Source organism: Duganella zoogloeoides, assembly GCF_034479515.1.
Lineage (GTDB): Bacteria > Pseudomonadota > Gammaproteobacteria > Burkholderiales > Burkholderiaceae_D > Rugamonas > Rugamonas zoogloeoides.
Genome location: NZ_CP140152.1, coordinates 629113 through 653472, shown reverse-complemented (window position 1 = coordinate 653472; position 24360 = coordinate 629113). Strand labels below are relative to the sequence as shown.

The window sequence follows — 24360 nt, the reverse complement described above, 5'->3', positions numbered from 1 at the left end:
ACATCACTACCCACCGCATGAACCAGCCGCTTTCTTCCCCTTTTGCCGTGCCCCGTCCGCAACGGAGCACGGCACTGCGCTGGTTGCTGCCGATCCTGCTGGTGCTGTTCTTCCTGGCGATCCTGATCTGGCTGCCATGGCAGGCGCGCCAGATGGAGAGCAACGAGCGCCAGGAGCAGCTGATCGCCGACACCCTGTGGGTGGAGCAGACCATCCGCTTCCAGATGGCGCGCGACGAGGAAAGCCTGCGCCAGCTGGCGCAAGAAATCAATAACGGCCGCCTGCAGCACGACCAGCTGCACGACCGCATGGCGCGCATCCTCAAGAACGGCAACGAACTGCTGCGCGTGTTCTGGCTGCGGCCCGACGGCCACCTGGTGGCCACCAGCGATACGCAACCGACGGCCGTGCCACTGTCGCCGGCCTCGCAGGCGACCATGGAACTGACGCGCAAGACCCGCAGCGCCATGTACACCCAGCCCGAGGCACGGCCTGGCGATCCCACCGCCGACCCCACCGAAGTGCTGATGGACTACCACGTGCCGCTCTATCGCGGCGGCGAGTACCTGGGCGACCTGGTGGCCACGTACCGCACCAGCGCCCTGCTCGACGAAATGGTGCCGTGGTGGTTCGCCCAGGACAACCAGGTCACGCTGGTGGACCGCGACGACAAGGTACTGGCGCGCCGCGCCGCCGCTGGCCCCGGCCACGGCGTGTACACCCACAAGCGCGCGCTCGACCTGCCCGGCGCCTCGGTGCGGCTGGTGACCGACAGCGTCAAGAGCGCACCCAAGCTGCTGCCCAATTTGCTGGTCGGCTCGGTGATCGTGCTCTCGCTCGGCCTGTTATGGAGCCTGGTGGCGCTATGGGGGCATATCTCGAAACGGCTGGCGGCCGAAGGCGCGCTGCGCCAGCAGGTGTCGTTTCGCACCGCGATGGAAAACTCTTTGGTGACTGGCCTGCGCGCGCGCGACCTCGAAGGACGCATCACGTATGTCAATCCGGCGTTTTGCGAAATCGTCGGCTACCCGCCCGAAGACATCGTGGGCAGGCTGCCGCCGATGCCCTACTGGGCGCCGGAGGCGATGGAGGAATACCAGAGCCGCTTCGCATCGGTCCTGGCGGGCAAGGCCACGCCGCAGTTCGAGACCATCTTCCAGCGTCCCGACGGTTCGCGCGTGCCGGTGCTGGTATTCGAGGCGCCGCTGGTGGACAACCTCGGCAAGCAGACCGGCTGGATGGGTTCCATCCTCGATATCTCCGACCGCAAGCGGGTGGAAGAACTCAACCGCCAACAGGAAGAAAAGCTGCAATCGAGCGCGCGCCTGGCCACCATGGGCGAACTGGCCTCGATGCTGGCGCACGAACTCAATCAGCCGCTGGCCGCCATTTCCAGCTACACCACCGGCGCCCTGAATGTACTGGGACGCGCCGCCGACCAGGGCACGCCGGTCGATGGGGGACTCTTAAAGCCCGCGCTGGAACAGGCCAGCGCCCAGGCCCAGCGCGCCGGCCAGATCATCCGCAGCGTGCACGGTTTCGTCAAAAAACGCGAGCCGCAGCGCCAGGCCGTGGCCTTGCCCGCGCTGCTCGACGGCATCCGCACCCTGATCGAGCTGCAGGCGCGCCAGCGCTACGTGACGTTCCAGACCGAACTGCCAGCGGGCCTGCCGCCGGTACTGGCCGACCACGTGATGATCGAACAGGTGCTGCTCAACCTTACCCGCAACGCCATCGACGCCATGCAGAACGTGGCGCCGCACCAGCGCCTGCTGGGCGTGGTGGCGTCTTACGACGCGCCAGCGAACCAGGTGAGCGTGGCCGTGATCGACCGTGGGCACGGCATTTCCGACGAAGTGGCGCAGCGTTTGTTCTCGCCGTTTTTCTCCACCAAGTCCGAAGGCATGGGCATGGGGCTCAACATCTGCCGCACTGCGATAGAATTCCATGGCGGCTCGCTCACTTACAGCGCCAATCCGCAGGGCGGAACCATATTTACATTCGTATTGCCGGCAGCACCGGCGGTGGCGACAGAGGAGACTTGAACAAATGCTGCATATCGTCGATGACGAAGCGGTCGTACGCGACGCGCTGACCTGGCTGGCTACTTCGCGCGGGATCGCCGCGCGCGCCTACGAGGGCGCCCTGCAATTCCTGCAACAGGTCGACAGCGGCGATTTCGACCCCGGCGGCGACTGCGTGCTGCTCGACGTGCGCATGCCCGACATGAACGGCGTGGCCGTGTTCGACCACCTGGCCGCGCGCCACCTCACCGCGCGCATGCCGGTGATCTTCCTCACCGGCCACGGCGACGTGCCGATGGCGGTGGACACCCTGAAACGCGGCGCCTTCGACTTTTTCGAAAAGCCGTTCAACGACAACCAGTTGATGGACCGGGTGCAGGAAGGCTTGGCCGGCTCGCGCCAGGCGGGAGAGATGGCGGCGATCCACGCGCGCCTGGCCACGTTATCGACGCGCGAGCGCGAGGTGCTGGACCTGATTTTGGCCGGCAAGATGAACAAGGTGGTGGCCGATGAACTGGGCATCAGCATGCGCACGGTGGAAGTGCACCGCGCGCATATCTTCGACAAGATGCAGGTCAAGACCGCGGTGGAGCTGGCGGGCCTGCTGAAATAGCCGGCTGTATCAGGCGGCCTTCTGCCTGGCCACCCACTCGTCCACCGCCTGCTCCAGCACCGACAGCGGCACGTTGCCCAGGTCGAGCACCGTGTTGTGGAAACCCTTGATCGAGAACTTGTCGCCCAGCGCCGCCTGCGCCTTGGCGCGCAGGTCGAGAATGCGCAGCATGCCGATCTTGTACGCGCATGCCTGGCCCGGCATCACCACGTAGCGCTCCACTTCCGCCGCCGGAATGCCGTAATCGATGCCTTGCTGGCGCGTCCACTTCATCGCGTGCAGGCCGGTATCGACCACCAGCCGGCGGGCGCGGAACAGTTCCGCGTCGAGCTGGCCCAGGCGGCCGACCGTATCGCCCTCGTACCAGTTGTTTTCCGCTGCCAGCTGCTCGGCATACAGCGCCCAGCCTTCGGTGAAGGCCGATCCGGTATTGAACACGCGGTCCTGGCGGTAGCGCGGCAAGCTGGTATTTTCCTGCTGCAGCGCGATCTGGAAGTGGTGGCCTGGCACCGCTTCGTGATAGACCAGCGTGCGCATGCCGACGATGCGGAAGTCGGGGCCCGGCAGCGGCGCCCAGAAGATGCCGGGCAAGGTGCCGTCGCGCGCCGGACCGCTGTAGTGGGCGGCCGCAGTCTTCTCGGTAAACGGCGGCTCGCGGCGCACTTCCACCGGCGCCTTCGGTACGTGGTCGAACAGCGTTTTGGCGCGCACTTCGGCGTCGCGCATGTACGACGTGTAGCGTTCCAATAACGCAGGACGCGGATCGGCTTGAGGATCGACCTTGGGCTGCGAGTCCTTTTCCAGCCTGGCCATGCGCTCCTTGATCGAGCCCTCCTTGTAACCGATCGACACCAGGAGGCCGTCCATTTCCTTCTCGATGCGCGCCACTTCGCGCAGGCCGATGTCGTGCACCTGCTGTGGCGTATAGTCCGAGGACGTCATCTGGCGCAGCGCCACCGCGTAGGCCTTGTCGCCGTCAGGCAGGCGCCAGAGACCAGCATCGTCGGTGGTGCGCGGCAGCTGCTCGCGCAGCAGCGCGCGGGTGCGCTCGAACGCCGGCAACACCGACTTGGCCACGATCGCCTGCGCCTCGGCGGCGAATTTGGCCTGCTGCGCGGGCGTCACATCCTTGACCTTTTCCATGCGCTGGGCAAAGGTGGTGACGAACACGTTCTTGTCGGCGCCGCCGTCGAGGAAGCGATCGAGCTGGCCGATGGCGGAATTGGTGATGAAGGTGGGCATCAGGAAGCCGCGGCCGGCCGCGTCGCGCGCGCGGCCGATGCCGGTATCGACCTTGCCAGGCACCGCCTTCAAGCGAGCGAGGTAGTTCTCGATATCGCGGCGGTTGCGGATCGGATGCGCTTGCGTGAGGAAGTTCACCAGCTGCACGTGCAGACCGGTAAACTGGTTGAACACGAAACGGTGGTCCTCGAACGGCGCGCTGTCGATGGTGCCTTGCAGATTCCAGGCGATGGTGGCCATGCCGGCGCGTTCCTGCGGCGTCAACGCCTTCCGGTCCATCGCGTTCAATTTCGCCAGCGTGGCCTTGGCGCTGGCCACTTCGGCCGCGCGGTAGGCGGCAGTATTCGGTGTGAGCAGGCCGTCGAGCTTGTCCTGCTCGGCGCCCTTGAAGTACTGGATGCGCGTGGCTTGCTCGGGGTCCTTGCGCACCTTGTCGCTGGCGACCTGGTTGGCCCAGTCGTCGAATTTGGCGGCGGAGGCTGCGGGAGCGGCGAGGGTAAACGCTGCGGCAACGTACAGCGCTAACAGTGGACGGGAAGTTTGCATCGGCACGGCCCTTATGTGGAGGAAAACTCGGAAGAAGAACCGCACGAGTGTAGCCGAGTCAGGCGTGACAGGCCAGCGCCCATTGCACGTGTTCGCGCACCAGCGGCGACGGGTCGTCGCAGCGCGCCTGCAGCGCCGCGACAATCGCTGGATCGCCTTTGGCGCCGGCCGCCGCCGCATTACCGAGGCCCACGGCCAGGTTGCGCAGCCAGCGCTCGTGGCCGATGCGGCGGATCGGACTGCCTTCCATCTTGCGGTTGAATTCCTCGGCGCTCCAGCCGAACAACTCGATCATCGACGCATCGCCCAGGCCGTGGCGCTGGTCGAAGTCGGGCAGCACCGCGCGCTCGGCGAACTTGTTCCACGGGCAGGCAGTCTGGCAGTCGTCGCAGCCGTACACGCGGTTGCCGATCAGCGGGCGCAGCTCGAGCGGTATGGCGTTTTTCAGTTCGATGGTGAGGTACGAGATGCAGCGCCGCGCATCAAGCCGGCCCGGGCCCAGGATCGCCTGGGTGGGGCACGTCGTGATGCACGCGCTGCACTGGCCGCAGTGGCCGCTGATGGGCGCGTCCACCGGCAAGGGCAGATCGACCAGGAATTCGCCCATGAAGAACATCGAGCCGGCCGTGCGGCTGAGCAGCAGCGTGTGCTTGCCGCGCCAGCCCAGGCCCGCTTTTTCCGCCAGCGGCAATTCCATCAATGGCGCCGAATCGGTAAATACCCGGTAGCCGAAGTCGCCGATTTCAGCTTTGACTTTATCGGCCAGCTGCTGCAGCCGCGCGCGCAGCACCTTGTGATAGTCGCGGCCGCGCGCATACACGGAGATCACGGCCGCGCCGGGGTCCGCCAGGCGGCGCGCCTCGCGCGCGCGCCAGTCGTTTTCCGTGTCCCTCGGCAGGTAGTTCATGCGGGCGCTGATCACGCGCACCGTGCCCGGCACCAGTTCGGCCGGGCGCGCGCGCAGCATGCCGTGGGTGGCCATGTAGTCCATTTCGCCATGCATGCCGGCGTCGAGCCAGGCTTGCAGGCCGGCCTCCGCGTGGGACAGGTCGATGTCGGTGATGCGGATCTCGGCAAAGCCCAGCTCCACACCCCAGCGCTTGATGCTCAGGGCCAGTTGCGCTAAATTGGATTCGGACAGGGACATCGGCGTGGAAGATAGAAGCGCTGGCGGTTACAATGGCTGGCGATTTTGCCTGCCATAACATCACATTTTATTCGATGCCGGAGATTGAAGCCCATATGAACGCTCAACACGCCCATTTCAAAGCCCATCTCGCCGAGGAAGCAGCCACGCTGGCCCTCGGCGCGTCGCTGGCGCGGGCGTTGGCGCCTGGCCTGACGATCTACCTGCACGGCGACCTGGGCGCCGGCAAAACCGCGCTCACGCGTGCGCTGCTGCACGCGGCCGGCCACGTGGGCACGGTCAAGAGCCCAACATACACCTTGTCGGAACCGTACCAGGTGCAGCTGGACGGACGCGCCGTGGCCGTGATCCATTTCGACCTGTACCGCATGGGCAGCGCCGAGGAATTCCTCGACGCCGGCTTCCGCGAAGATTTTAATGGTGACAACATCTGCATCGTCGAATGGCCGGAAAAGGCCGAAGGCGTGCTGCCGCCTGCCGATATCGACCTGTATCTGACCGTGGCAGGCGTGGGCCGTGATGTAGAATTGCAGGCGTCTACCGCCCTGGGTACCTCATGCCTTCAACGCCTCAAATTCGCCGCCCAGTTGTGAGCGATCCACTCGCCCCCGTGGTCCGCAACCGCCGCACGGTCCTCAAGGCCGGCGCCACCCTGCTGCTGTCGGTGATCGCGCCGCTGCCCGCGTTTGCCGCGCAAATCCTTGCCGTGCGCGTGTGGCCGGCCGATGACTACACCCGCGTCACGCTGGAAAACGACGCCGAACTCAAGACCACCCACTTCATGGTCAAGGACCCCGAGCGCATGGTGGTCGATATCGAGGGGCTGGAGCTGAACCCCACTCTGAAGGGCCTGGTGGCCAAGATCCAGTCCAACGATCCGTACATCAAGCAGGTGCGCGTGGGCCAGAACCGGCCCAACGTGGTGCGACTGGTGTTCGACCTCAAGGAAGAAATCAAGCCGCAGGTGTTCACGCTGGCGCCGGCCGGCGCGTACAAGCACCGCCTGATTTTCGATTTGTACCCGGTCAAGGAAGCGGACCCGATTGCCGCCATGATCGAGGAAGGCAACTGGACCACCGGCGAGAAGGCCGCCCCGCCCGCCGGTGCAGCGCAACCGGCGCAGCCACCGATCGCGGTCCAGCCCACGCCGCAGGACCAGTTGCAGGCGCTCAAACCCGACATCAAGGCCGAGCCACGCGCCGAACTGCGCGAGCAGGTCAAGACTGCCGAAGCACAAACCCGCCCGCCAGCCAAGGGCGGCAAGGCCGACAAGCTCGAACGCATCATCACCATCGCGCTCGATCCGGGCCATGGCGGCGAAGACCCCGGCGCGTCCGGGCGCAACGGCAGCCGCGAGAAGGACATCGTGCTGGCGATCGCCAAGCGCCTCAAGGGCAAGCTCGAAGCCATCCCCAACATCCGCGTGATGCTCACCCGCGACGGCGATTATTTTGTCCCGCTGGGCAAGCGCGTGGAAAAGGCGCGCAAGGTGCAGGCCGACCTGTTCGTCTCGATCCATGCCGACGCCTTCGTGCAGCCCACCGCGCGCGGCTCGTCGGTGTTCGCGCTGTCGGAAAAAGGCGCCAGCTCGTCGGCGGCGCGCTGGCTGGCGGACAAGGAAAACGAGGCCGACACCATCGGTGGCGTCAACGTGCGCTCGCACGACAGGCAACTGGCCAGCGTGCTGCTCGACCTGTCCACCACCGCGCAGATCAACGACAGCCTCAAGCTGGGCAAGTCGGTGCTGGCCGAAATTGGCGGCATCAACCGCCTGCACAAGGGCTCGGTCGAGCAGGCCGGCTTCGCGGTATTGAAGGCGCCCGACATTCCATCGATCCTGATCGAGACCGCCTTCATCTCCAACCCGGAAGAAGAAGCCAAGCTGCGCGACGAGAATTACCAGAACCAGATGGCCGACGCCATCGTCAAGGGCATCCGCACCTACTTTGCCCGCAACCCGCCGCTCGCCCGCAACAGATTAACCTGAACTCTCATACGGAAACCACATGGCTGTCACGATGACGCAATTTGGCGCGCTGCCCGCAGTGCAATTCACCGCGCCGGACGGCGCCCAGGCCACGGTCGCGCTGTTCGGCGCCCACCTGCTGTCCTGGAAAACCGGCGACGGCGTGGAACGGCTGTTCGTCAGCAGCCAGACCCCGCTCGACGGCAGCAAGGCCATCCGCGGCGGCGTGCCGGTCATCTTCCCGCAGTTTAATGTGCGCGGTCCCGGCCTGCGCCACGGCTTTGCGCGCGTGTCCACCTGGCGCCTGGCCGACAGCGGCGGCGACAACGGCGGCTCGTTCGTGGAACTGGTGCTGGACCAGAGCGACCTGGCGCCGGAACACGCGCAGGCGTGGCCGCACGCGTTCGCGCTGACCCTGCGTTTCACCCTGCACGGCAACGCGCTCGAAGCCGATTTCAAAGTGCGCAACACGGGCGCGGCGCCATTCCCGTTCGGCGTGGCGCTGCACACCTATTACGACGTAGGCCAGTTGAACGCCACGACCATCAGCGGCCTGCAACACCAGACCTACACCGACCACGAACTCAATACCCGCACCCAGGACTATCCGGCGCTGCACTTCAACGAAAAGCACGACCGCCTGTACAAGTCCACGCCCACGCTGATGCTCAACACGGCCAGCACCACGTTCAACCTGTCGCAGCAGGGCTTTACGGAATGGGTGGTGTGGAACCCGGGCCATGCTGACGCCGCCGCGCTGGTCGACCTGGCCGACGACGAATATTTGCGCTTCGTCTGCATCGAGCCGGCACGCGTGGACCAGCAGCCGCTGGCCGCCGGAGACGAGTGGATTGGTCGCCACCGCATCGGGGTATAACTACCCAGAGCGCCTGACATAGCCTTCAGGGCAAGGCGCAGCGACGAAGACAGAATGAACGTACGGCGAGGCGCTGCAACGCCGCCATGCAGGCTTGGTCAGGCGCTCTTAGTTGGATTCTTTGATGATGCGGCCGGAGCTTGGCTGCACGGGGCGTGCATTATAAGGATACAGGCGGCTGAAGAACGCCATCTGCGCCGGTGAGGCCTGGATCGGCTCCTTCATCACCAGCCACAGCACGCCCTCCTCGCACGGCGGCGTGGTCATCGATCCCATGAAGGTGTAGTACTCGCGCCGCGCCGGCAGCAGGTCCATCGGGTCGAGCGTCTCGGCCGGCGCCATGGTTTCCATTTTTTCCAGCGGCAGGTTGTTCCATACCTGCTGGATCGCCGGCTGCGGCCGGCCGCGCTCGAGCAGCAGCGCCAGCATGGCGATGCGCCCCTCGCCATCCTTGTGCACCAGGTGCACCACCATCTCGTAACCCTTGCCGTTGATGCGCTCCTCGGACGGACGATGGAAATGGAACTGCACCAGCTCGTACATCCGGTTGCCCACGCTGAGAAAATTGCCGCGCCCGACCATCACCTGCACGGTCTTGCCGTTGTCGGTCACGTTGAACGACGACGGGTGGTAGTCGAAATTGATCTGCTCCAGGTCCACCCGCATGCCGTCGCGGATGTCGATCGGCGACTGGCGGTTGCCGGCGCCGCACTTGGCCCAGGCAGGATTGATCCTGGCCCAGCTGGCGGGACCGGCTTCGCCCTCGTAGGACCAGACGTTGCTGTATACCTTGGGCGGCGGCGGGATCGCTGCCGCTGCGGCCTTGGCAGCCGCCGCTTTTTTGGCATTGGCAGCCGCCGCAGCCGCGCGCGCCTGCTGGGTGGCGCGCATGGCCGCCAATCGCGCAGCGATCTTGGCCGACAGTTCCGCTTCCGGGTCGCTGGCTGCCTCGGCCCCCTTGCGCGCGCCCGCTGCCGGCGCATCCTTGGCATCCTTGGCGGGCGCCTCTTTGGCGGCCGCTTCCTTGACGGGCGCCTTGCCCGGCGGCGTGGTGGTGGTCAGGCCCACCGCGCCACCGTACACGCGCGCGCCCGCCAGCGCCGACAAGGGCGTCTTGGCCGAGGGCGAAATCAGCGGATCGACCTGTTTGTCATTGGCCGACACAACGGCGCAATAACAGCAGGCGATCAGGGCGAGAAGCAGGCGCATACGGTTCCAGAAGTAACAGTTACCCTCTGGTTTACGGATGCATTTGGGAAAAACTTGAGGTCTGGCAAGGGGATATATTTCTGCGGGGACACGCTGCGCGTGATAATGCGGCAAAGGGTGCCTCGAAAACCGTAGCGAGCGGCTCGCTATCGTCTTGAGTAGCGGAAGCGTACGGAGGTACGCTGAGCTTTGGTTCGGCGACAGCGTGACGCGCAGTAGGTTTGCGAGGTGCCCTCAGCGTCCGATGACGCGTCTTCCTAGTCGCCAGGCGCCGCCGAGCAGGATCGGGATCATCACCACGCCGATCGCCACCATCACGATTTCCGACAGGTGGTCGCGCACGACCGGGATATTGCCGAAGAAGTAGCCGGCCATGGTCAGCGACACCACCCACAGCAGCGCGCCGCTGATGTTGTACAACTGAAAACGTCCATGCGGCATCTCGGACACCCCAGCGACCAGCGGCGCGAACGTGCGCACCACCGGGACAAAGCGCGCCAGCACGATGGTCTTGCCGCCATGCTTTTCAAAGAAGTCGTGGGTACGGCGCATGGCATCCTTGTTCAGCCAGCGATAGTCGTGCGTGTACACGCGTTGCCCGATGGCGCCGCCGATCTTGTAATTGAGGGTATTGCCGGTGACGGCGGCCGTGACGAGTAGCACATTGAGCAACAACAAATTCATGTCGCCCGTGGCGCAGAAGGCGCCGGCGATGAACAGCAGGCTATCGCCCGGGAAGAAGAACAACACCACCAGGCCCGTTTCGCAGAAAATAATTGCGAACAAGACCACGTAAACCAGCGTGCCGTACTGTTGGATCACCACTTCCAATGACTTATCGACATGGAGCAGCATGTCGAAGAATTGCATAAAATCCATATTCTTCCTGTAAAGTGTGCGCCGGAATCATACACCACCGCTGCTGCCGCCGGTCTAAGTTTCCTCGGCCACCCATGGCAGTTTACAATCGTCGGCATCCCCGCCGCAAGCGGGTTTGTCTCAATCCAGGAGATCGGAATGCTGTTTAACCCGTTGTTAAGGAACGCTGTGATATTTTCCGCCACGGCGTGCGTGCTGACCTCGGCCATGGCGGCCGAATTGCCGGTCAAGCCCACGGTGGCGGACCTGGTCAAACAGTCGAAGGCGGACGACTGGCGCCCGCTCGATCCCGCCAACACCCTGTACCTGGACTTGCCGGTCGGCCGCGTGGTGATCGAACTGGCAACGGACTTCGCGCCGCAGAACGCCGCCAACATCAAGACGCTGGTGCGCGAGAAATATTTCGACGGCCTGTCCATGATGCGCTCGCAGGACAACTACGTGGCCCAGTGGGGCGACGCCGATGAAAAGAACCCGAAGCCGCTCGGTACAGCCAAGGCCAAGGTGCCGGGCGAGTTCACCGTGCCTGCGAGCTTCGATAAACATTTTGTGCGCCAGCAGGATGCCGATGGCTACGCGCCCGAGATCGGCCACTCCAAGGGCTTCCCGGTCGGACGCGATCCCAAGACCAACACCACCTGGGTGGCGCACTGCTATGCCACCGTGGGCGTGGCGCGCGACACCGATACCGACAGCGGCAATGGTTCGCAGCTGTACGCCATCACCGGCCACGCGCCGCGCCACCTGGACCGCAACATCACGGCCGTGGGCCGCGTGGTGTCGGGCATGGAGCTGCTGTCGTCGCTGCCGCGCGGCAGCGAGGCGATGGGCTTCTACGGCGCCAGCGAGGCGAAAATGCCGATCACCCGCGTGCGGCTGGCGGCCGACGTGCCCGCTGCTGAACGCGTCCAGCTGGAAGTGATGCGCAGCGAAGCGCCAATCTACCAGCAGGTGATCGAAGCGCAGCGCAACCGCGGCGGGCCGTGGAACAAGTACGCGGCCAACTATGTAGAGCTGTGCAATGCGCCGATCCCGGTGCGGGTGCGTCCGGCGTTATAATCCGGGGATGAACGCCCCCGATACCGCTCCCCACGCCGCCGCCCGCACGCCGCGCCCGATCCAGGCCTTGCCAGACCAGCTGATCTCCCAGATCGCCGCTGGCGAGGTGGTCGAGCGGCCGTCCGCCGTGGTCAAGGAACTGCTGGAAAACGCGCTCGACGCCGGCGCCACGCAGATCAGCGTGCGGCTCGAGGAAGGCGGCGTCAAACGCATCGCCATCACCGACAACGGCCGTGGCATTCCGCCCGAGCAGATGCCGCTGGCCCTGGCGCGCCATGCCACGTCCAAGATCGCGTCGCTGCACGACCTGGAAAACGTGGGCACGCTGGGCTTTCGCGGCGAGGCGCTGGCGTCGATCGCCTCGGTGGCGGCCGTCACTGTCACCTCGCGCACGGCCGACGCGCCACACGCCTGGGAGCTGGTCGGCTCGCACGAAGGCACGGTGGCGCCATCGTCGGGCGCGCTCGGCACCACCATCGATGTCCAGGACCTGTATTTCAATACGCCTGCGCGCCGCAAGTTCCTCAAGTCGGAGCAGACCGAGTTCGGCCACTGCGCCGAGGTCGTGCGCCGCATTGCGCTGGCGCGGCCCGACGTCTCGCTCAGCCTCACCCACAACGGCCGCACCATCGACCACTGGAATGTGTGCGACATGGCCCGCCGCAGCGCGCAAATCCTCGGCGAAGGCTTTGCCGAAGCGCGCCTGCCGATTGACGAGACGGCCGGCCCGCTGCGCATCCACGGCTATACGGGCCTGCCCACCGCGTCCAAGGCGCGCGCCGACGGCCAGTTCTTTTATGTGAACGGGCGCTTCGTGCGCGACAAGGTGCTGGTGCACGCGGTCAAGGCGGCGTACCAGGACGTGCTGCACGGCGACCGCTTTCCGTCGTATGCGCTGGCGCTCGAACTCGACCCGGCGCTGGTGGACGTCAACGTCCACCCGTCGAAAATCGAAGTGCGCTTCCGCGACAGCCGCGCGGTGCACCAGTTCGTGTTCCACGCGGTGCAGCGCGCGCTGGCGCAAACCTCGGCCACGGCGCACGGCAGCGTGCCGTCGCCGCTGCCGGCCGCCGACACGCTCACCAGCGCCACCTGGCGTGGCGAGCAGACGTCGTTCGGCTCGCTGCTGGCGCCCGACTACACGCCGACGTTTTCGCCATCGCCGTACGGCGCGCCGCCCGGTGCTGGCAGTCGTGCCGGTGACAGCAGCGTTGGCAGTGCCGGCGATGCCCCCGGTGGCTTGGGCGCAGGCGGTTTCGGCGGCCAGCGCTACGGCCAGCCCGAAGGCGGCGTGGCGCAAAGCATGGACAAGTACGGCGCGCTTTTCGCCGGCAATGGCAGCGGCCGCGTGGACAGCTACCGCGCCCAAACCGACATGGCTCTGCCGCAAGGCAGCCCGTTCACCGTCTCGGCCGCCGCCATGGCGCAGGAAGAATTCCCGCTCGGCTTCGCGCTGGCGCAGCTGCACGGCATCTACATCCTGGCGCAGAACGCCAAGGGCCTGGTGCTGGTGGACATGCACGCCGCCCACGAACGCATCTTGTACGAACAGCTGAAAACCGCGCTCGAGAGCCGCGTGGCCGGCGAGGAGATGCAGGTGCAGCCGCTGCTGATTCCCGTCACCTTCTATGCCGACGCGGTGGAAGTGGGCACCGCCCACGAACACCAGGAAACCTTGCAGGCGCTGGGCTTCGACATCGCCGCGCTGTCGCCCACCACGCTGGCCGTGCGCTCGGTGCCGGTGCTGCTCAAGAACGCCGACGCGCAAACGCTGGCGCGCGACGTGCTGCGCGACGTGCGCGAATTCGGCGGCTCGCGGGTGCTGATCGAGCGCCAGAACGAGCTGTTGGGCACCCTCGCCTGTCACACCGCCGTGCGCGCCAACCGCATCCTGGCGGTGCAGGAAATGAACGCGCTGCTGCGCCAGATGGAAAAGACCGAACGCGCCGACCAGTGCAACCACGGCCGTCCCACCTGGGTGCAGGTGGAAATCGGCGCGCTCGACAAGCTGTTTTTACGTGGCCAATAATGAGTGATATTGCAAGCAAGCCGCTGGCGGTCGCCATCATGGGGCCGACCGCGTCGGGCAAGACCGCGTCCGCGCTGGCGATTGCCGCGCGCATCCCGTCCGAAATCATCTCGGTCGATTCGGCCCTCGTGTATCGCGGCATGGACATCGGCACCGCCAAGCCCACCCGCGCCGAACTGGCCGCCGTGCCGCACCACCTGATCGACATCATCGACCCGCTCGATTCATACTCGGTGGCGCAGTTCCGCACGGCGGCCCTGCAGCTGGTGGACGAGATCGTCGCGCGCGGCAAGCTGCCGCTGCTGGTGGGCGGCACCATGTTGTACTTCAAGGGGCTGGCCGACGGCCTCGACGACCTGCCCGGCGCCGACCCGGCGCTGCGCGCCCAGCTCGAAGACGACGCCGCCCGCATCGGCTGGCCCGCCATGCACGCCCGGCTGGCCGCGCTCGACCCAGAAACCGCCGCCCGCCTGGCGCCCGCCGATGCCCAGCGCATCCAGCGCGCGCTGGAAATCTGCACCCTGGCCGGCAAGCCGATGTCGGAACTGCTGGCCCTGCGCGACAAGACCGACCTGCCGTTCGAGCTGCTGCCGCTGGCGCTCGAACCATCGGACCGCGCAGTGCTGCACAAGCGCATCGAACGCCGTTTCGACATCATGCTCGACGAGCATGCCGACGATAACCTGATCGCGGAAACGCAACGGCTGCGCCGGCGCGGCGATCTGCACCCGGGCCTGCCGTCGATGCGCTGCGTGGGCTACCGCCAGGCGTGGGAATACCTCGATGGCACGATCGACTACAAGACCATGCGCGAGACCGGCATCATCGCCACGCGCCAGCTGGCCAAGCGCCAGCTGACCTGGCTGCGGTCGATGCCGGACCGGGTGGTCGTCGATTGCCTGGGCGCCGACCCGGCGGCAGAGATCCTGGCGCACGTGGCGGACCGGCTCGGCTAACGCCATCTGTCAGCTTGTGGGCGGCGCCGATTCCATATAAATGATTTCCCATAAATGGCCGTCCAGGTCCTGGAAGCCGTGGCCGTACATGAAGCCGTGGTCCTGCGGCGCCTTGTAGGTGCTGCCGCCGCCTTCGACGGCCTTGTTCACCAGCGCGGTGACGGCATCGCGCGAATCGACCTGCAAACACACCAGCACCTCGGTGGACGTACGCGCATCGGCAATGGCCTTGGGCGTGAAGGTCTTGAAGCGCGGCTCGGTGAGCAGCATGACGAAGATGTTCTCGGCCACGATCATGCAGGTGGCGCCGTCGTCGGTGTAGTGCTGGTTGAACGAGTAGCCGAGGTGAGTAAAAAATTTGATCGATGCCGGCAAGTCGCGCACCGGCAGGTTGATAAAGATGTTGGTCGCCATACAGCCCCCGTTAGAAATACATCCACGTCATGTCCCCGCACCCAGAATACCAATATGCCAACGTTTTGACGACTGGTGTACGATGGAAGTTCCGCATTCACCGCCAAAATCACTTTTTTGAAGAAAATCGTAGCGATGGCGTTGACAGAAAAAGCCGCAACCCTCATAATGCTTCGCGTTGCAGGTGATATAGCTCAGTTGGTTAGAGCACAGCATTCATAATGCTGGGGTCGGTGGTTCAAGTCCACCTATCACCACCAAGAATTTTAAAAGCCGCCGATTCGCAAGAATCGGCGGCTTTTTCGTTTGGGCGCGCCGCCAAGTGGCTCGATGCTGCATCTTTGGAAATGATCAACAAGACGATCGTCATGCTTTTTTTCGTGTTTTATACTCGACTCCCACTTGCGATTGCGGGAGAGCGCTTTGCGTAGAAAAGCATACAGGTACGGTGCCGTGGCCCTGCTCTGGCTGGCGGCTGGCCTGGCCGGCTGCGCGTTGGTCCAGTCTCCCGCATCGGGACAGGAGCCGCAGCGATCGAGCACCGTGGTGGTCACTGCGCCGCGCCCGGTCAGGCAGCCGATGGCGGATGCCGAGGCGCGCTTAAGGAAGAGCGTCAAACGCCAGGCCAGCGGGTTGGAGAAATTGTTGAGCTCTTGCCTGAGTGGTCCCATCACGCATCCCGATTTAAAAATCATGTGCGCAAGAAGCCATATTCGGGCCAAGGACAGGAGCGTGAGCGAAGCGCTGGCAGCCTTCGAGCAGCATGACTATGCGTCAGCGCTGAAGCAGTTCGAGAGCGCTTATGCGAAACTGGGCTATCCCGATGCTGCCTTGATGCTGGCACATATGCATCGCCAGGGGCTCGGCACGACCAGGGACGCGGTCCAGGGCATCCGCTGGCTGCGCGCGGTTGCCGAGGAGCGATTCAATCCGTACCGGGACACGATGCGTTTCAACCCGGGCAAGCCGGAAGAAACAACTCCCCGCATCGACGCTGCCATGACGCTGGCAAGCCTTTATCAGCTCGGGGACGAAGTCGGACGAGACTGGGACGAGGCCAAAAGATGGTATGCCAAGGCTGCCGAGTTTGGATTCATCCCGGCATGGAACGCCCTGGGCGCAGCACATTTATCTGCCGACGGCGGGAACGGGAATACCAGCGAGGCGATCGGCTACTTTATCAGAGCCGCCGAAGCAGGCTACGGCCCGGCCGCTTACAACCTGGGCAATTTATACGCCGAGGGAAGCGAAGGCGTGAAGCGCGATCCGGACCGGGCCGCGCGCTATTTCCGCATGGCCGCAGAGACGGGCCACCCCGACGCCCTGCTGGCGATTGAGCGGCTTACGCAACTGCAGCGCGACGGCAAGCTGTTCGCCGGTGTCGTCGGTGGTGCGGATGCGAGGCCGGGGGATCCAGACATCGCCGCAGCCGTACCGCAACTTGCAGCACCGCCAGCGTCCGGCCTGGCTGGCGCGACGGCCAGCGCAGCGGCGGAAGATACCGCCGACGATAATGGCGACATGACCGACGACACCCTCAACCTGGCCTTGTCAGCGCTCGCCAGGAATCCTGAGGACACCGAGGCGTTGCGCACTCTGCGCCGCGTGGCAGACGAACTCAATCTTGCCGCCACGGCGCCTGCAGAAGGCGCCGACCAGGCCGACGACATCATGTTCGTCGTCCGCGTCACCGGCTTGCGGGCAGTGCCGTGGAAGAGCTATGGCGCCATGCGTGCGGCGGTCTCGGCCTACGAAAAACACCAATCGCTGGCGCCCGATGCGGTATTCCGTTTCGCGGTGATGCCGCCGGCGGGCATGACACTGCCGCCCAATTTCGCGCTGCGTGTGCGCACGGAGCAAGGGCAGGAATTGCCGATACGTCTCGAGCACGGCGAGTTGTTCACGCTGCCGCCGTTGCCGAAATTTGACGGAGATGCCGACCTGGTCAGCAACTTCAAGGGCGGCGCCCTGCGCATCGGCCTGCTCGTGCATACCCGTACCGTGCCGCCCGAAAAACTGCGCCTGGGCGACCTGCGCCTGCGCTATGAAATCACCGCCGCCATCGAGATGTTTGACAACCCGGGGGAGTACGACACCCAGTGCCGGGCGCCAGGGCGCTGGAACCGCTGCAAGCGTCCCACCAAGGCCATCTGGCATCGGCCCTGGACCGCTACCGGCGGCGCGTGGATCGTCGAGGGCAGCCGGCGCGTGCCGCTGCAAGCGAGCGAGAATCCCAGGGACCACATGTACCGCATGCCCATCGCCAGCAAAGATTGGGACAACGACGCCATCATCGAATTCGAGTACAAGGCTGCGCAGCGTCGGCCACGAAAACTGTCTGAAGCGGCGATTTATGACAGCAACGACTAATCAGGAAAACGCGCCCGCTCGCGCAGTAACAGCGGCGATGTCTGTGCCGACGTAAAAACCGGCCCGGTTCACGGCACTTCGGCACAGGCCGGATCCGCACCCGACTGGGGCAGCGGCACCGACATCAGCCAGCCGCGCAGGTTGCTGATCAGCGCGCGCCCGCATTGTTCGGACAGTACCTGGGCGCGTTCGGCGACTTCCTTGCGGCCTTCGTGGTACCGCACCGTTCTGAACCCGGCACGATCGGCAGGTGCAGCGGCGCCGCCGTGCGCCTGGCGCAAGGCGATTTCCAGCGACAGCGCCAGCAAGGCGGCGCTGGCGTCCTGCAACTGGCGGCCTTGCGCCGCGTTCCAGTACGTTTCCAGGTCGGCATGTGTGCTGGCGCGCGAGACCACGCGCACCGTGTTGCGGTAGGCTGCCTGCTGCCGCGCGCCCGGCGCATACACGGCAATCGCGTTATCGAGCACCAGTGCGCTCTGGTCCTGGGTCATGGCAAACAGCGGCGTGCTTTCAACGAGCCAGCCCTGCTGGTCCTGGTCCTGGAAGGCCAGCAGGAGCGCCGCGCTATCGGGCGCCACGCGCGCCAGGGCCTGCGCCATCAAGGTGTCGTGCCGCATGGCGTCGAGCACCGGCCGGTAAGGCAGGAGCACCTTGTCCGCCGCCAGTTCGATCGCGCTTTTCTGCTGTTCCAGGTCGCGATTGATCACCAGCGAGTGGGCCGCGACCGCCGCCGCCAACCCGGCGATGCCGGGCATCATGTAGGTGGTGCCCGATGCGCCCTTGCCAGACTTGTCGAAATTGGCCAGGCCGCGAAATGCCACCGCCTGCTGTGGCGGCAGGCGCAAGGACCAGGTGGCAGGCAACGCCTGCTGCTGCGCCAGCGCGCCGGCGCACAGCGACCAGGCCATTACCGCAAGCGCGGTCTTTTTCAACACCGCCATGTCAGTCCAGGGGTTTGCGCAAGACATCGCGCGTGCCTTCGATGGCCTGGAAATAGGCATTGCTCAAGCCCGGATAATCGGGCGGCTCGTCCCAGTTCCCGGTCGCGCTCCGGAGCTGGCGCACCGCGCGATACCAGTCATACGCGTGATCGTCGAGGTTGACGATATAGGCAGCGCCAGTCACCATGCCCTGCGGGTCGCCGGTTGGAATATAGCTGTTGTAATTGCGGTTGACGCCCACCTTGGTGAAGTGGATGACCAGCAGCTTGTCGAGCTGGTACTGCCGGCCCAATGCCGAAAAATCCTTCCTGGCGCCATTTTGCTTGAGGTCCTGGCGGTCAGGCAAGGCATCGATATCGAGCGGCGCCGCAATCACGGTCACCGCGTGCCCTTTTTTGCGCAGACGCTCGGCGACATCGTCCTTGATGGTCAGCAGGTCAGCGGTTGGCAAGGTCTGCACGTGCGCCGTCAGCGCCGTATTGGAGACGGTAACGGCGGCAATGCACAGCAGGCAGCCCGCACCGGGAAAATGCGTATCCGCCTTCGGCATGGTGCTCATGACCACGCCGATGCGCACCGGCTGGGACGACAACACGCTGGCCGACATCGGTACGGCCGCCTGCTTCGGCGCCGCGCAGCCCGCCAGCAGCGCGACACAGCACAAGACCATCAATGTTGCACGCGTTACCACGGCGGGCCTGCGACCAATCAGATTAATGGACTTAATGGCGAACCGCCGAGTGGCTGGTGGAAGAACCGTTGGAACTGGCCACGCCAACGACGACGGCAGCGGCAGCACCGATGCCGATGATCATCGTGGTGCTGAGCGCCGCCGGCACGGTCGCGCCCACGGTGGTCGTTGCTGCGGTGGTGGCCGCAGTGGAGGTGGCACTGGTAGCCGTGCTGGTCGTCGCCGGCGACTTATTGGCCGGATTTTTCATGCCGACCACATTCTGGCCCTCTTCCTTTTCCTCTTCATCGGCGCTGTCGGCCGGTGCCGGCGCGGGCGACACCGCAGGTACGGGCGCGGAAGCCGGTGCCGGCGTTTGCGCCATCGCGTGCAGCGGCATCGCGCCCAGCACGCCAGCCAGTAATGCCAGTAATAAAGCGTTTTTCATGAAATACCCCAGTATATTTTTATGTTAGTTAATATAAATATATTAGTGGCATTGCTTGAATGGCACATCCCATAAATGGGTGATTAGCATGCGTAATCAGGCCCGAAGCGCTCCCCCAAAAAGTCCACGAACGTCCGTATCCGCGCCGACAGCTGGTGCCGCGGCGCATACACCGCGTAGATATCGGCATCGGGCGTCTTGTAGCCGGGCAGTACCTCCACCAGCCGTCCGCTGTCCAGGTAGCGCTCGATGTCCCACCCCGCGCGCAGCAGGATGCCGTGGCCGTCGAGGGCCCAGTTGACGGCGATTTCGCCGTCGTTGGTAGTGAGGTTGCCGCGCACCTTGACCGCCTGCGCATCGCGCTCGGCTTCGCGGCCCGCGTACAGCCGCCATAGGCCGTACGCCTCGTCGCCCTGGCGGATCGAGATGCAGTTGTGCTTGCGCAGGTCGCCAGGGGTCTTCGGTTCGCCGTGCTGGGCCAGGTACTTCGGCGACGCGCACAGCAAGCGCCGGTTCGAGGCAAGGCGCCGCGCGATCACGCGCGTGTCGCTCGGGGCGCCAAAGCGGATGCACACGTCGAACTGGTCGTCGGTCAGCGCCGGCGGATCGACCGACAGCTGCAGCTGCACATCCACCTCCGGGTAGCGCAGCACGTACTGCGAGATGGCCGGCGCAATGTGCAGGCGCCCGAAGCCCAGCGTGGCATTGACCCGCAACTGCCCTTTCGGCACGCCTTTCGAGGATGTGAGCAGCTGGTCGAGATCGGCGATCTCGCCGAGGATGCGGCGCGCGTGTTCGAGCAGCACCTCGCCTTCCGGCGTCATGCTCATGCGGCGCGTGGTGCGATTGACCAGCGGTACGCCCACGCGCGCCTCGATCAGCGCCAGGCGCTTGCTGACTGCCGACGTGGTGATGCCAAGCTCGCGCGCGGCGCCGCTCAAGCTGCCGGCGCTGGCCAGCGCCACGATAAAACCCAGTTCCGCCGGTTGAAATCCACCACTCATCATCCACCACCCATTGTTGAGCTCCAGGTTAACAATGGCTTGAGTTTAGCCTTGCCAGGCGCCGACGTCCAGCCTGTAGAGTGCCTCCACCAACCTACCAGGAGACACCACCATGAAGACCTACCACATCGCAACCATTCCAGGCGACGGCATCGGCAAGGAAGTCGTTCCGGCCGGCCAGCAAGTGCTGGCCGCGCTGGCCGCCGCCAGCAACAGCTTCCGCTTCGAGTTCGAGGACTTCGACTGGGGCGGCGACTACTACCGCCGGCACGGCGTGATGATGCCCGCCGACGGCCTCGATGCGCTGCGCAACAAGGATGCCATCCTGTTCGGCTCCGCCGGCGACCCGGACATCGCCGACCACATCACCCTGTGGGGCCTGCGCCTGAAAATCTGCCAGGGCTTCGACCAGTACGCCAACGTGCGCCCCACCCGCATCCTGCCCGGCATCGACGGCCCGCTCAAGCGCTGCAAGCAAGAAGACCTGAACTGGGTGATCGTGCGCGAAAACTCGGAAGGGGAATACTCGGGCGTCGGTGGCCGCGTGCACCAGGGCCACCCGATCGAGGCGGCCACCGATGTCTCGATGATGACCCGCGTGGGCGTGGAGCGCATCCTGCGCTACGCCTTCAAGCTGGCGCAATCGCGTCCGCGCAAGCTGCTCACCGTGATCACCAAATCGAACGCCCAGCGCCACGCGATGGTGATGTGGGACGAGATCGCGCTGGAAGTGTCGCGTGAATTCCCGGACGTGAAATGGGACAAGGAACTGGTCGATGCCGCCACCGCGCGCATGGTCAACCGCCCTGCCACCCTCGACACCATCGTCGCCACCAACCTGCACGCCGACATCCTCAGCGACCTGGCCGCAGCGCTGGCGGGCAGTCTCGGCATCGCCCCCACCGGCAATATCGATCCCGAGCGCCGCTATCCGTCGATGTTCGAGCCGATCCACGGCTCCGCCTTCGACATCATGGGTAAAGGACTGGCCAACCCGGTCGGCACCTTCTGGTCGGTGGTGATGCTGCTCGAGCACCTGGGCGAACACGCCGCCGCCAAACAGGTGATGGAAGCCGTGGAAGCGGTCACCGCCAATACCGCGCTGCACACGCGCGACCTGGGCGGCAACGCCACCACGGCGCAGGTGACCGACGCCGTGTGCGCACTGCTCGGCGCCGAACAGCGCCAGGCCGCGTAAGCGCGCGTCGGCATCGGCCGCAGGTCGCGCCCCTACCCGCCGCAGAGCGTGGCAGGGTGCGACCGCAATGCATAGAGCAGTTCTTATAACGGAGACAAACCATGTATAAGCGTTTCTTTGGAAAGCTGTATATCCAGGTCCTGATCGGCGTCGTCGCCGGCGGGCTGCTGGGCTATTTCCATCCCCAGCTGGGCGCCGACCTCAAGCCGCTCGGCGACGCCTTCATCCGCCTGATCAAGATGGTGTTCGCGCCCGTCATTTTCGCCATGGTGGTGCTGGGCATCGCCAAGATGGAAAGCATGAAGGAACTGGGCCGCGTGGGCGTGCGCGCGCTGATCTACTTCGAGGTGATGTCCACGTTTGCGCTGCTGCTCGGCCTCGTGGTCGTCAATGTGGCCAAGCCCGGCGTGGGCATGAACATCGATGTCAAGACGCTCGACACGGCCAGCATTGCCAGCTACACGGCCGCCGCCAGCAAGGGCGACGGCTTCATGGGCTTCGTGCTGCACATGATCCCGACCAGCATCATCGACGCGCTGGCCAAGAATGACATCCTGCAAATCCTGGTGTTCGCCACCATGTTTGGCATCGCCCTCTCGCACATGGGACGCCGCGCCAAGCCGGTGGTCGACTTCCTCGACGCCTTCTGCAACAGCATGTTCCTGATGGTGTCCATGATCATGCGCGTGGCGCCGCTGGCAGCGTTTGGCGCCATCGCCTTCACGGTCGGCAAATACGGCCTCGGTTCGCTGGTCTCGCTGGGCCAGCTGATGGGCGCCATGTACATCACCTGCTTCGTGTTCGTGACCGTGGTGCTGGGATTCGTGGCGCGGGTGTCGGGCTTCAGCCTGTGGAAGTTCCTGCGCTATATCAAGGAAGAACTGTTCACGGTGCTCGGTACCAGTTCGTCGGAATCGGTGGTGCCGCAACTGATGCGCAAGCTCGAACACGTGGGCGTCTCGAAACCCGTGGTGGGCCTGGTGATCCCGTCGGGCGTCACCTTCAACCCGGACGGCCAGTGCATCTACTACACCATGGCGGCGATCTTCATCGCGCAAGCCACAAACACCCCGCTCACGCTGACCGACCAGCTGGTGGTGCTCGGCGTGCTCATGCTGACCTCGAAAGGCTCGGCTGGCGTGACCGGTTCCGGCTTCATCACGCTGGCGGCCACGCTGGCGTCGCTCGGTAACATCCCGGTGGCCGGCATGGTGCTGTTGCTGGGCGTGGACCGCTTCATGTCCGAAGCGCGGGCCATCACCAATACCATCGGCAACGCGGTAGGTACGATGGCGATCGCCGGCTGGGTGGGCGCGCTGGACCGCGAGCGCATGCACCGCGTGCTCGATGGCGCATCGACCGTCGAGGAACTGCAGGCACTGCATGATCACGACGACGAGCCGGCACCGGTCCACAACGACCTGGCGGTCGTGCACAAGGCCACGGCATGATGACGCGCGCCCCATCGCTTGACGCCGCCCTGCTGCGTCGCATGTTCGACGCCGCCATCGCGGCCGCGCAACCGGCGCTGTGCGTGCCGCCGGCCCTGCCCGAAAAGCCGGAGGGACGCCTGATCGTGATCGGCGCCGGCAAGGCCTCGGCCGAGATGGCGCGCGCAGTGGAAGCCCACTGGGATGGTCCGCTCACCGGCCTGGTGGTCACGCGCTACGGCTACGCCGTGCCGTGCGAGCGGATCGAGATCGTCGAAGCGGCGCACCCGGTGCCCGATGCCGCCGGCCTGCAAGCGGCGCGACGGATGCTCGACCGCGTGCAGGGCCTGAGCGCCGACGACACCGTGCTGTGCCTGATCTCGGGCGGCGGCTCATCCTTGCTGCCGCTGCCGCTGGACGGCATCACGCTGGCGGACAAGCAGCTGATCAACCAGCAGTTGCTGCGCTCGGGCGCCAGCGTCGGCGAGATGAACTGCGTGCGGCGCCACCTGTCCGCCATCAAGGGCGGCAGGCTGGCGGCCGCCTGCCACCCGGCGCGGGTGGTCACGCTGTTGATCTCCGACGTGCCCGGCGACGACCCGCGCGACATCGCCTCCGGCCCCACCGTGGCCGACGCCAGCACCTGCGCCGATGCACTCGACATCATCCGCCGCTACGGCCTGGAGCTGCCTGATCACGTGCTCGAGGTGCTCAGGCGCGGGCGCGGCGAATCGGTCAAACCGGGCGATCCGCGCCTGGCCCGCGCCGAGGTGCGCCTGGTCGCCACGCCGCAGATGGCGTTGCAGGCCGCTGCGCAGGTAGCGCTGCAGGCCGGTGTGACGCCCTACATCCTCGGCGGCAGCATCGAGGGTGAGGCGCGCGAGGTGGGCAAGGTGATGGCGGCCATGGCACTGCAAGCGGTCGATCACGACCAGCCGTTCGACAAGCCGTGCGTGCTGCTCTCCGGCGGCGAGACCACCGTCACCGTGCGCGGCAAGGGGCGCGGCGGGCGCAACGTGGAGTTCCTGCTGGCGTGCGCGCTCGCCCTGCGCGGCCGGGCGGGCATCTACGGCCTGGCCGGCGACACCGACGGCGTCGATGGTCAGGAGGAAATCGCCGGCGCCGCCATCGCCCCGGATACGCTGGCGCGCGCCTGGGAACAAGGCCTGCGCCCGGGCGACGCGCTGGACGACAACGACGGCCACGGCTTTTTCCAGGCGCTGGGCGACAGCGTGGTGACCGGTCCCACGCTCACCAACGTCAACGATTTCCGGGCGCTGCTGGTGACGCGCGACGACGACGGCGATGCAGCAGGCGAACGCTGAAATGCCAGGCGCC

22 protein-coding genes and 1 tRNA gene are annotated in these 24360 nt (G+C 65.5%); 13 read left to right on the top strand and 10 right to left on the bottom strand.

What is annotated here, in order from left to right; genetic code table 11:
* The first annotated feature begins 17 nt into the window (after positions 1-17).
* Both SR858_RS02935 and SR858_RS02930 read left to right on the top strand, forming a co-directional pair.
* Positions 18-2045 carry a sensor histidine kinase gene (locus tag SR858_RS02935; RefSeq protein ID WP_026637790.1) on the top strand — a complete coding sequence of 676 codons (2028 nt, stop codon included), beginning with the start codon at positions 18-20 and terminating at the stop codon, positions 2043-2045.
* Positions 2046-2049: 4 nt separating this feature from the next.
* The gene (locus SR858_RS02930) at positions 2050-2637 is read left to right on the top strand and encodes a response regulator transcription factor (RefSeq protein WP_019924603.1); all 588 of its coding nucleotides are present in this window, start codon (positions 2050-2052) and stop codon (positions 2635-2637) included.
* A gap of 9 nt (positions 2638-2646) precedes the next feature.
* On the opposite strand, the gene SR858_RS02925 is transcribed toward SR858_RS02930, so the two are convergent.
* Both SR858_RS02925 and queG read right to left on the bottom strand, forming a co-directional pair.
* Positions 2647-4425, bottom strand: coding sequence for a DUF885 domain-containing protein (locus tag SR858_RS02925; RefSeq protein ID WP_019924604.1), 1779 nt, complete (start codon positions 4423-4425; stop codon positions 2647-2649).
* 58 nt (positions 4426-4483) lie between these two features.
* Positions 4484-5572, bottom strand: a complete 1089-nt coding sequence (gene queG, locus SR858_RS02920) for a tRNA epoxyqueuosine(34) reductase QueG (RefSeq protein ID WP_019924605.1) — start codon at positions 5570-5572, stop codon at positions 4484-4486.
* Between the two features lie 95 nt (positions 5573-5667).
* On the opposite strand from queG, the gene tsaE reads away from it, so the two are divergent.
* The 3 genes from tsaE to SR858_RS02905 are packed head-to-tail and all read left to right on the top strand — an operon-like array spanning position 5668 to position 8415.
* A complete protein-coding gene (tsaE, locus tag SR858_RS02915; RefSeq protein ID WP_026637791.1) occupies positions 5668-6165 on the top strand; it encodes a tRNA (adenosine(37)-N6)-threonylcarbamoyltransferase complex ATPase subunit type 1 TsaE in 498 nt (165 codons plus the stop codon).
* On the top strand, positions 6129-7559 hold the full coding sequence (locus tag SR858_RS02910; protein WP_084670214.1) for an N-acetylmuramoyl-L-alanine amidase: 1431 nt from the start codon (positions 6129-6131) through the stop codon (positions 7557-7559). The genes tsaE and SR858_RS02910 overlap by 37 nt, the downstream gene beginning before the upstream one ends.
* A gap of 19 nt (positions 7560-7578) precedes the next feature.
* Complete coding sequence (locus SR858_RS02905) at positions 7579-8415, top strand: D-hexose-6-phosphate mutarotase (protein WP_019924608.1); 837 nt, start codon at positions 7579-7581, stop codon at positions 8413-8415.
* Between the two features lie 108 nt (positions 8416-8523).
* On the opposite strand, the gene SR858_RS02900 is transcribed toward SR858_RS02905, so the two are convergent.
* Positions 8524-9624 (bottom strand): carbonic anhydrase, encoded by a 1101-nt coding sequence (locus SR858_RS02900; RefSeq protein WP_019924609.1) that lies wholly within the window; start codon positions 9622-9624, stop codon positions 8524-8526.
* Positions 9625-9858: 234 nt separating this feature from the next.
* Positions 9859-10503 (bottom strand): VTT domain-containing protein, encoded by a 645-nt coding sequence (locus SR858_RS02895; RefSeq protein ID WP_019924610.1) that lies wholly within the window; start codon positions 10501-10503, stop codon positions 9859-9861.
* Positions 10504-10641: 138 nt separating this feature from the next.
* On the opposite strand from SR858_RS02895, the gene SR858_RS02890 reads away from it, so the two are divergent.
* Genes SR858_RS02890 through miaA form a run of 3 tightly spaced genes read left to right on the top strand, consistent with a single transcriptional unit; the run spans position 10642 to position 14547 of the window.
* The gene (locus SR858_RS02890; protein ID WP_019924611.1) at positions 10642-11562 is read left to right on the top strand and encodes a peptidylprolyl isomerase; all 921 of its coding nucleotides are present in this window, start codon (positions 10642-10644) and stop codon (positions 11560-11562) included.
* A 7-nt stretch (positions 11563-11569) separates the two neighbouring features.
* Positions 11570-13591, top strand: coding sequence for a DNA mismatch repair endonuclease MutL (gene mutL, locus SR858_RS02885; protein WP_019924612.1), 2022 nt, complete (start codon positions 11570-11572; stop codon positions 13589-13591).
* The gene (gene miaA / locus SR858_RS02880; RefSeq protein WP_019924613.1) at positions 13591-14547 is read left to right on the top strand and encodes a tRNA (adenosine(37)-N6)-dimethylallyltransferase MiaA; all 957 of its coding nucleotides are present in this window, start codon (positions 13591-13593) and stop codon (positions 14545-14547) included. The genes mutL and miaA overlap by 1 nt, the downstream gene beginning before the upstream one ends.
* Before the next feature lie 9 nt (positions 14548-14556).
* Here miaA and SR858_RS02875 read toward each other — a convergent pair whose 3' ends face one another.
* The gene (locus SR858_RS02875; RefSeq protein WP_019924614.1) at positions 14557-14961 is read right to left on the bottom strand and encodes a VOC family protein; all 405 of its coding nucleotides are present in this window, start codon (positions 14959-14961) and stop codon (positions 14557-14559) included.
* A 183-nt stretch (positions 14962-15144) separates the two neighbouring features.
* On the opposite strand from SR858_RS02875, the gene SR858_RS02870 reads away from it, so the two are divergent.
* Positions 15145-15221: transfer RNA gene (locus SR858_RS02870), tRNA-Met, on the top strand.
* Positions 15222-15227: 6 nt separating this feature from the next.
* Here the strand turns inward: SR858_RS02870 and SR858_RS02865 are convergent.
* The gene (locus SR858_RS02865) at positions 15228-15656 is read right to left on the bottom strand and encodes a hypothetical protein (protein ID WP_322534350.1); all 429 of its coding nucleotides are present in this window, start codon (positions 15654-15656) and stop codon (positions 15228-15230) included.
* Positions 15657-15693: 37 nt separating this feature from the next.
* On the opposite strand from SR858_RS02865, the gene SR858_RS02860 reads away from it, so the two are divergent.
* Complete coding sequence (locus SR858_RS02860; RefSeq protein ID WP_019924615.1) at positions 15694-17331, top strand: tetratricopeptide repeat protein; 1638 nt, start codon at positions 15694-15696, stop codon at positions 17329-17331.
* A gap of 68 nt (positions 17332-17399) precedes the next feature.
* Here the strand turns inward: SR858_RS02860 and SR858_RS02855 are convergent, their stop codons facing one another.
* From SR858_RS02855 to SR858_RS02840, 4 genes are all read right to left on the bottom strand, one after another.
* Entirely contained in the window at positions 17400-18272 is an 873-nt protein-coding gene (locus SR858_RS02855; RefSeq protein ID WP_019924616.1) for a hypothetical protein, read from the bottom strand.
* A gap of 1 nt (position 18273) precedes the next feature.
* Positions 18274-18942, bottom strand: coding sequence for a hypothetical protein (locus SR858_RS02850; RefSeq protein WP_019924617.1), 669 nt, complete (start codon positions 18940-18942; stop codon positions 18274-18276).
* Between the two features lie 52 nt (positions 18943-18994).
* Positions 18995-19390, bottom strand: coding sequence for a hypothetical protein (locus tag SR858_RS02845; protein ID WP_019924618.1), 396 nt, complete (start codon positions 19388-19390; stop codon positions 18995-18997).
* A gap of 83 nt (positions 19391-19473) precedes the next feature.
* A complete protein-coding gene (locus SR858_RS02840; protein ID WP_019924619.1) occupies positions 19474-20397 on the bottom strand; it encodes a LysR family transcriptional regulator in 924 nt (307 codons plus the stop codon).
* A 109-nt stretch (positions 20398-20506) separates the two neighbouring features.
* Between SR858_RS02840 and SR858_RS02835 the strand changes: the two genes are divergently transcribed.
* The 3 genes from SR858_RS02835 to SR858_RS02825 all read left to right on the top strand — a co-directional run bounded on the left by SR858_RS02835 (position 20507) and on the right by SR858_RS02825 (position 24347).
* Positions 20507-21592, top strand: coding sequence for a tartrate dehydrogenase (locus tag SR858_RS02835; protein WP_019924620.1), 1086 nt, complete (start codon positions 20507-20509; stop codon positions 21590-21592).
* 101 nt (positions 21593-21693) lie between these two features.
* Positions 21694-23043 (top strand): dicarboxylate/amino acid:cation symporter, encoded by a 1350-nt coding sequence (locus SR858_RS02830; RefSeq protein ID WP_019924621.1) that lies wholly within the window; start codon positions 21694-21696, stop codon positions 23041-23043.
* The gene (locus SR858_RS02825; RefSeq protein ID WP_019924622.1) at positions 23043-24347 is read left to right on the top strand and encodes a glycerate kinase type-2 family protein; all 1305 of its coding nucleotides are present in this window, start codon (positions 23043-23045) and stop codon (positions 24345-24347) included. Before SR858_RS02830 ends, SR858_RS02825 begins: the two co-directional genes overlap by 1 nt.
* The last annotated feature ends 13 nt before the right edge of the window (positions 24348-24360 follow it).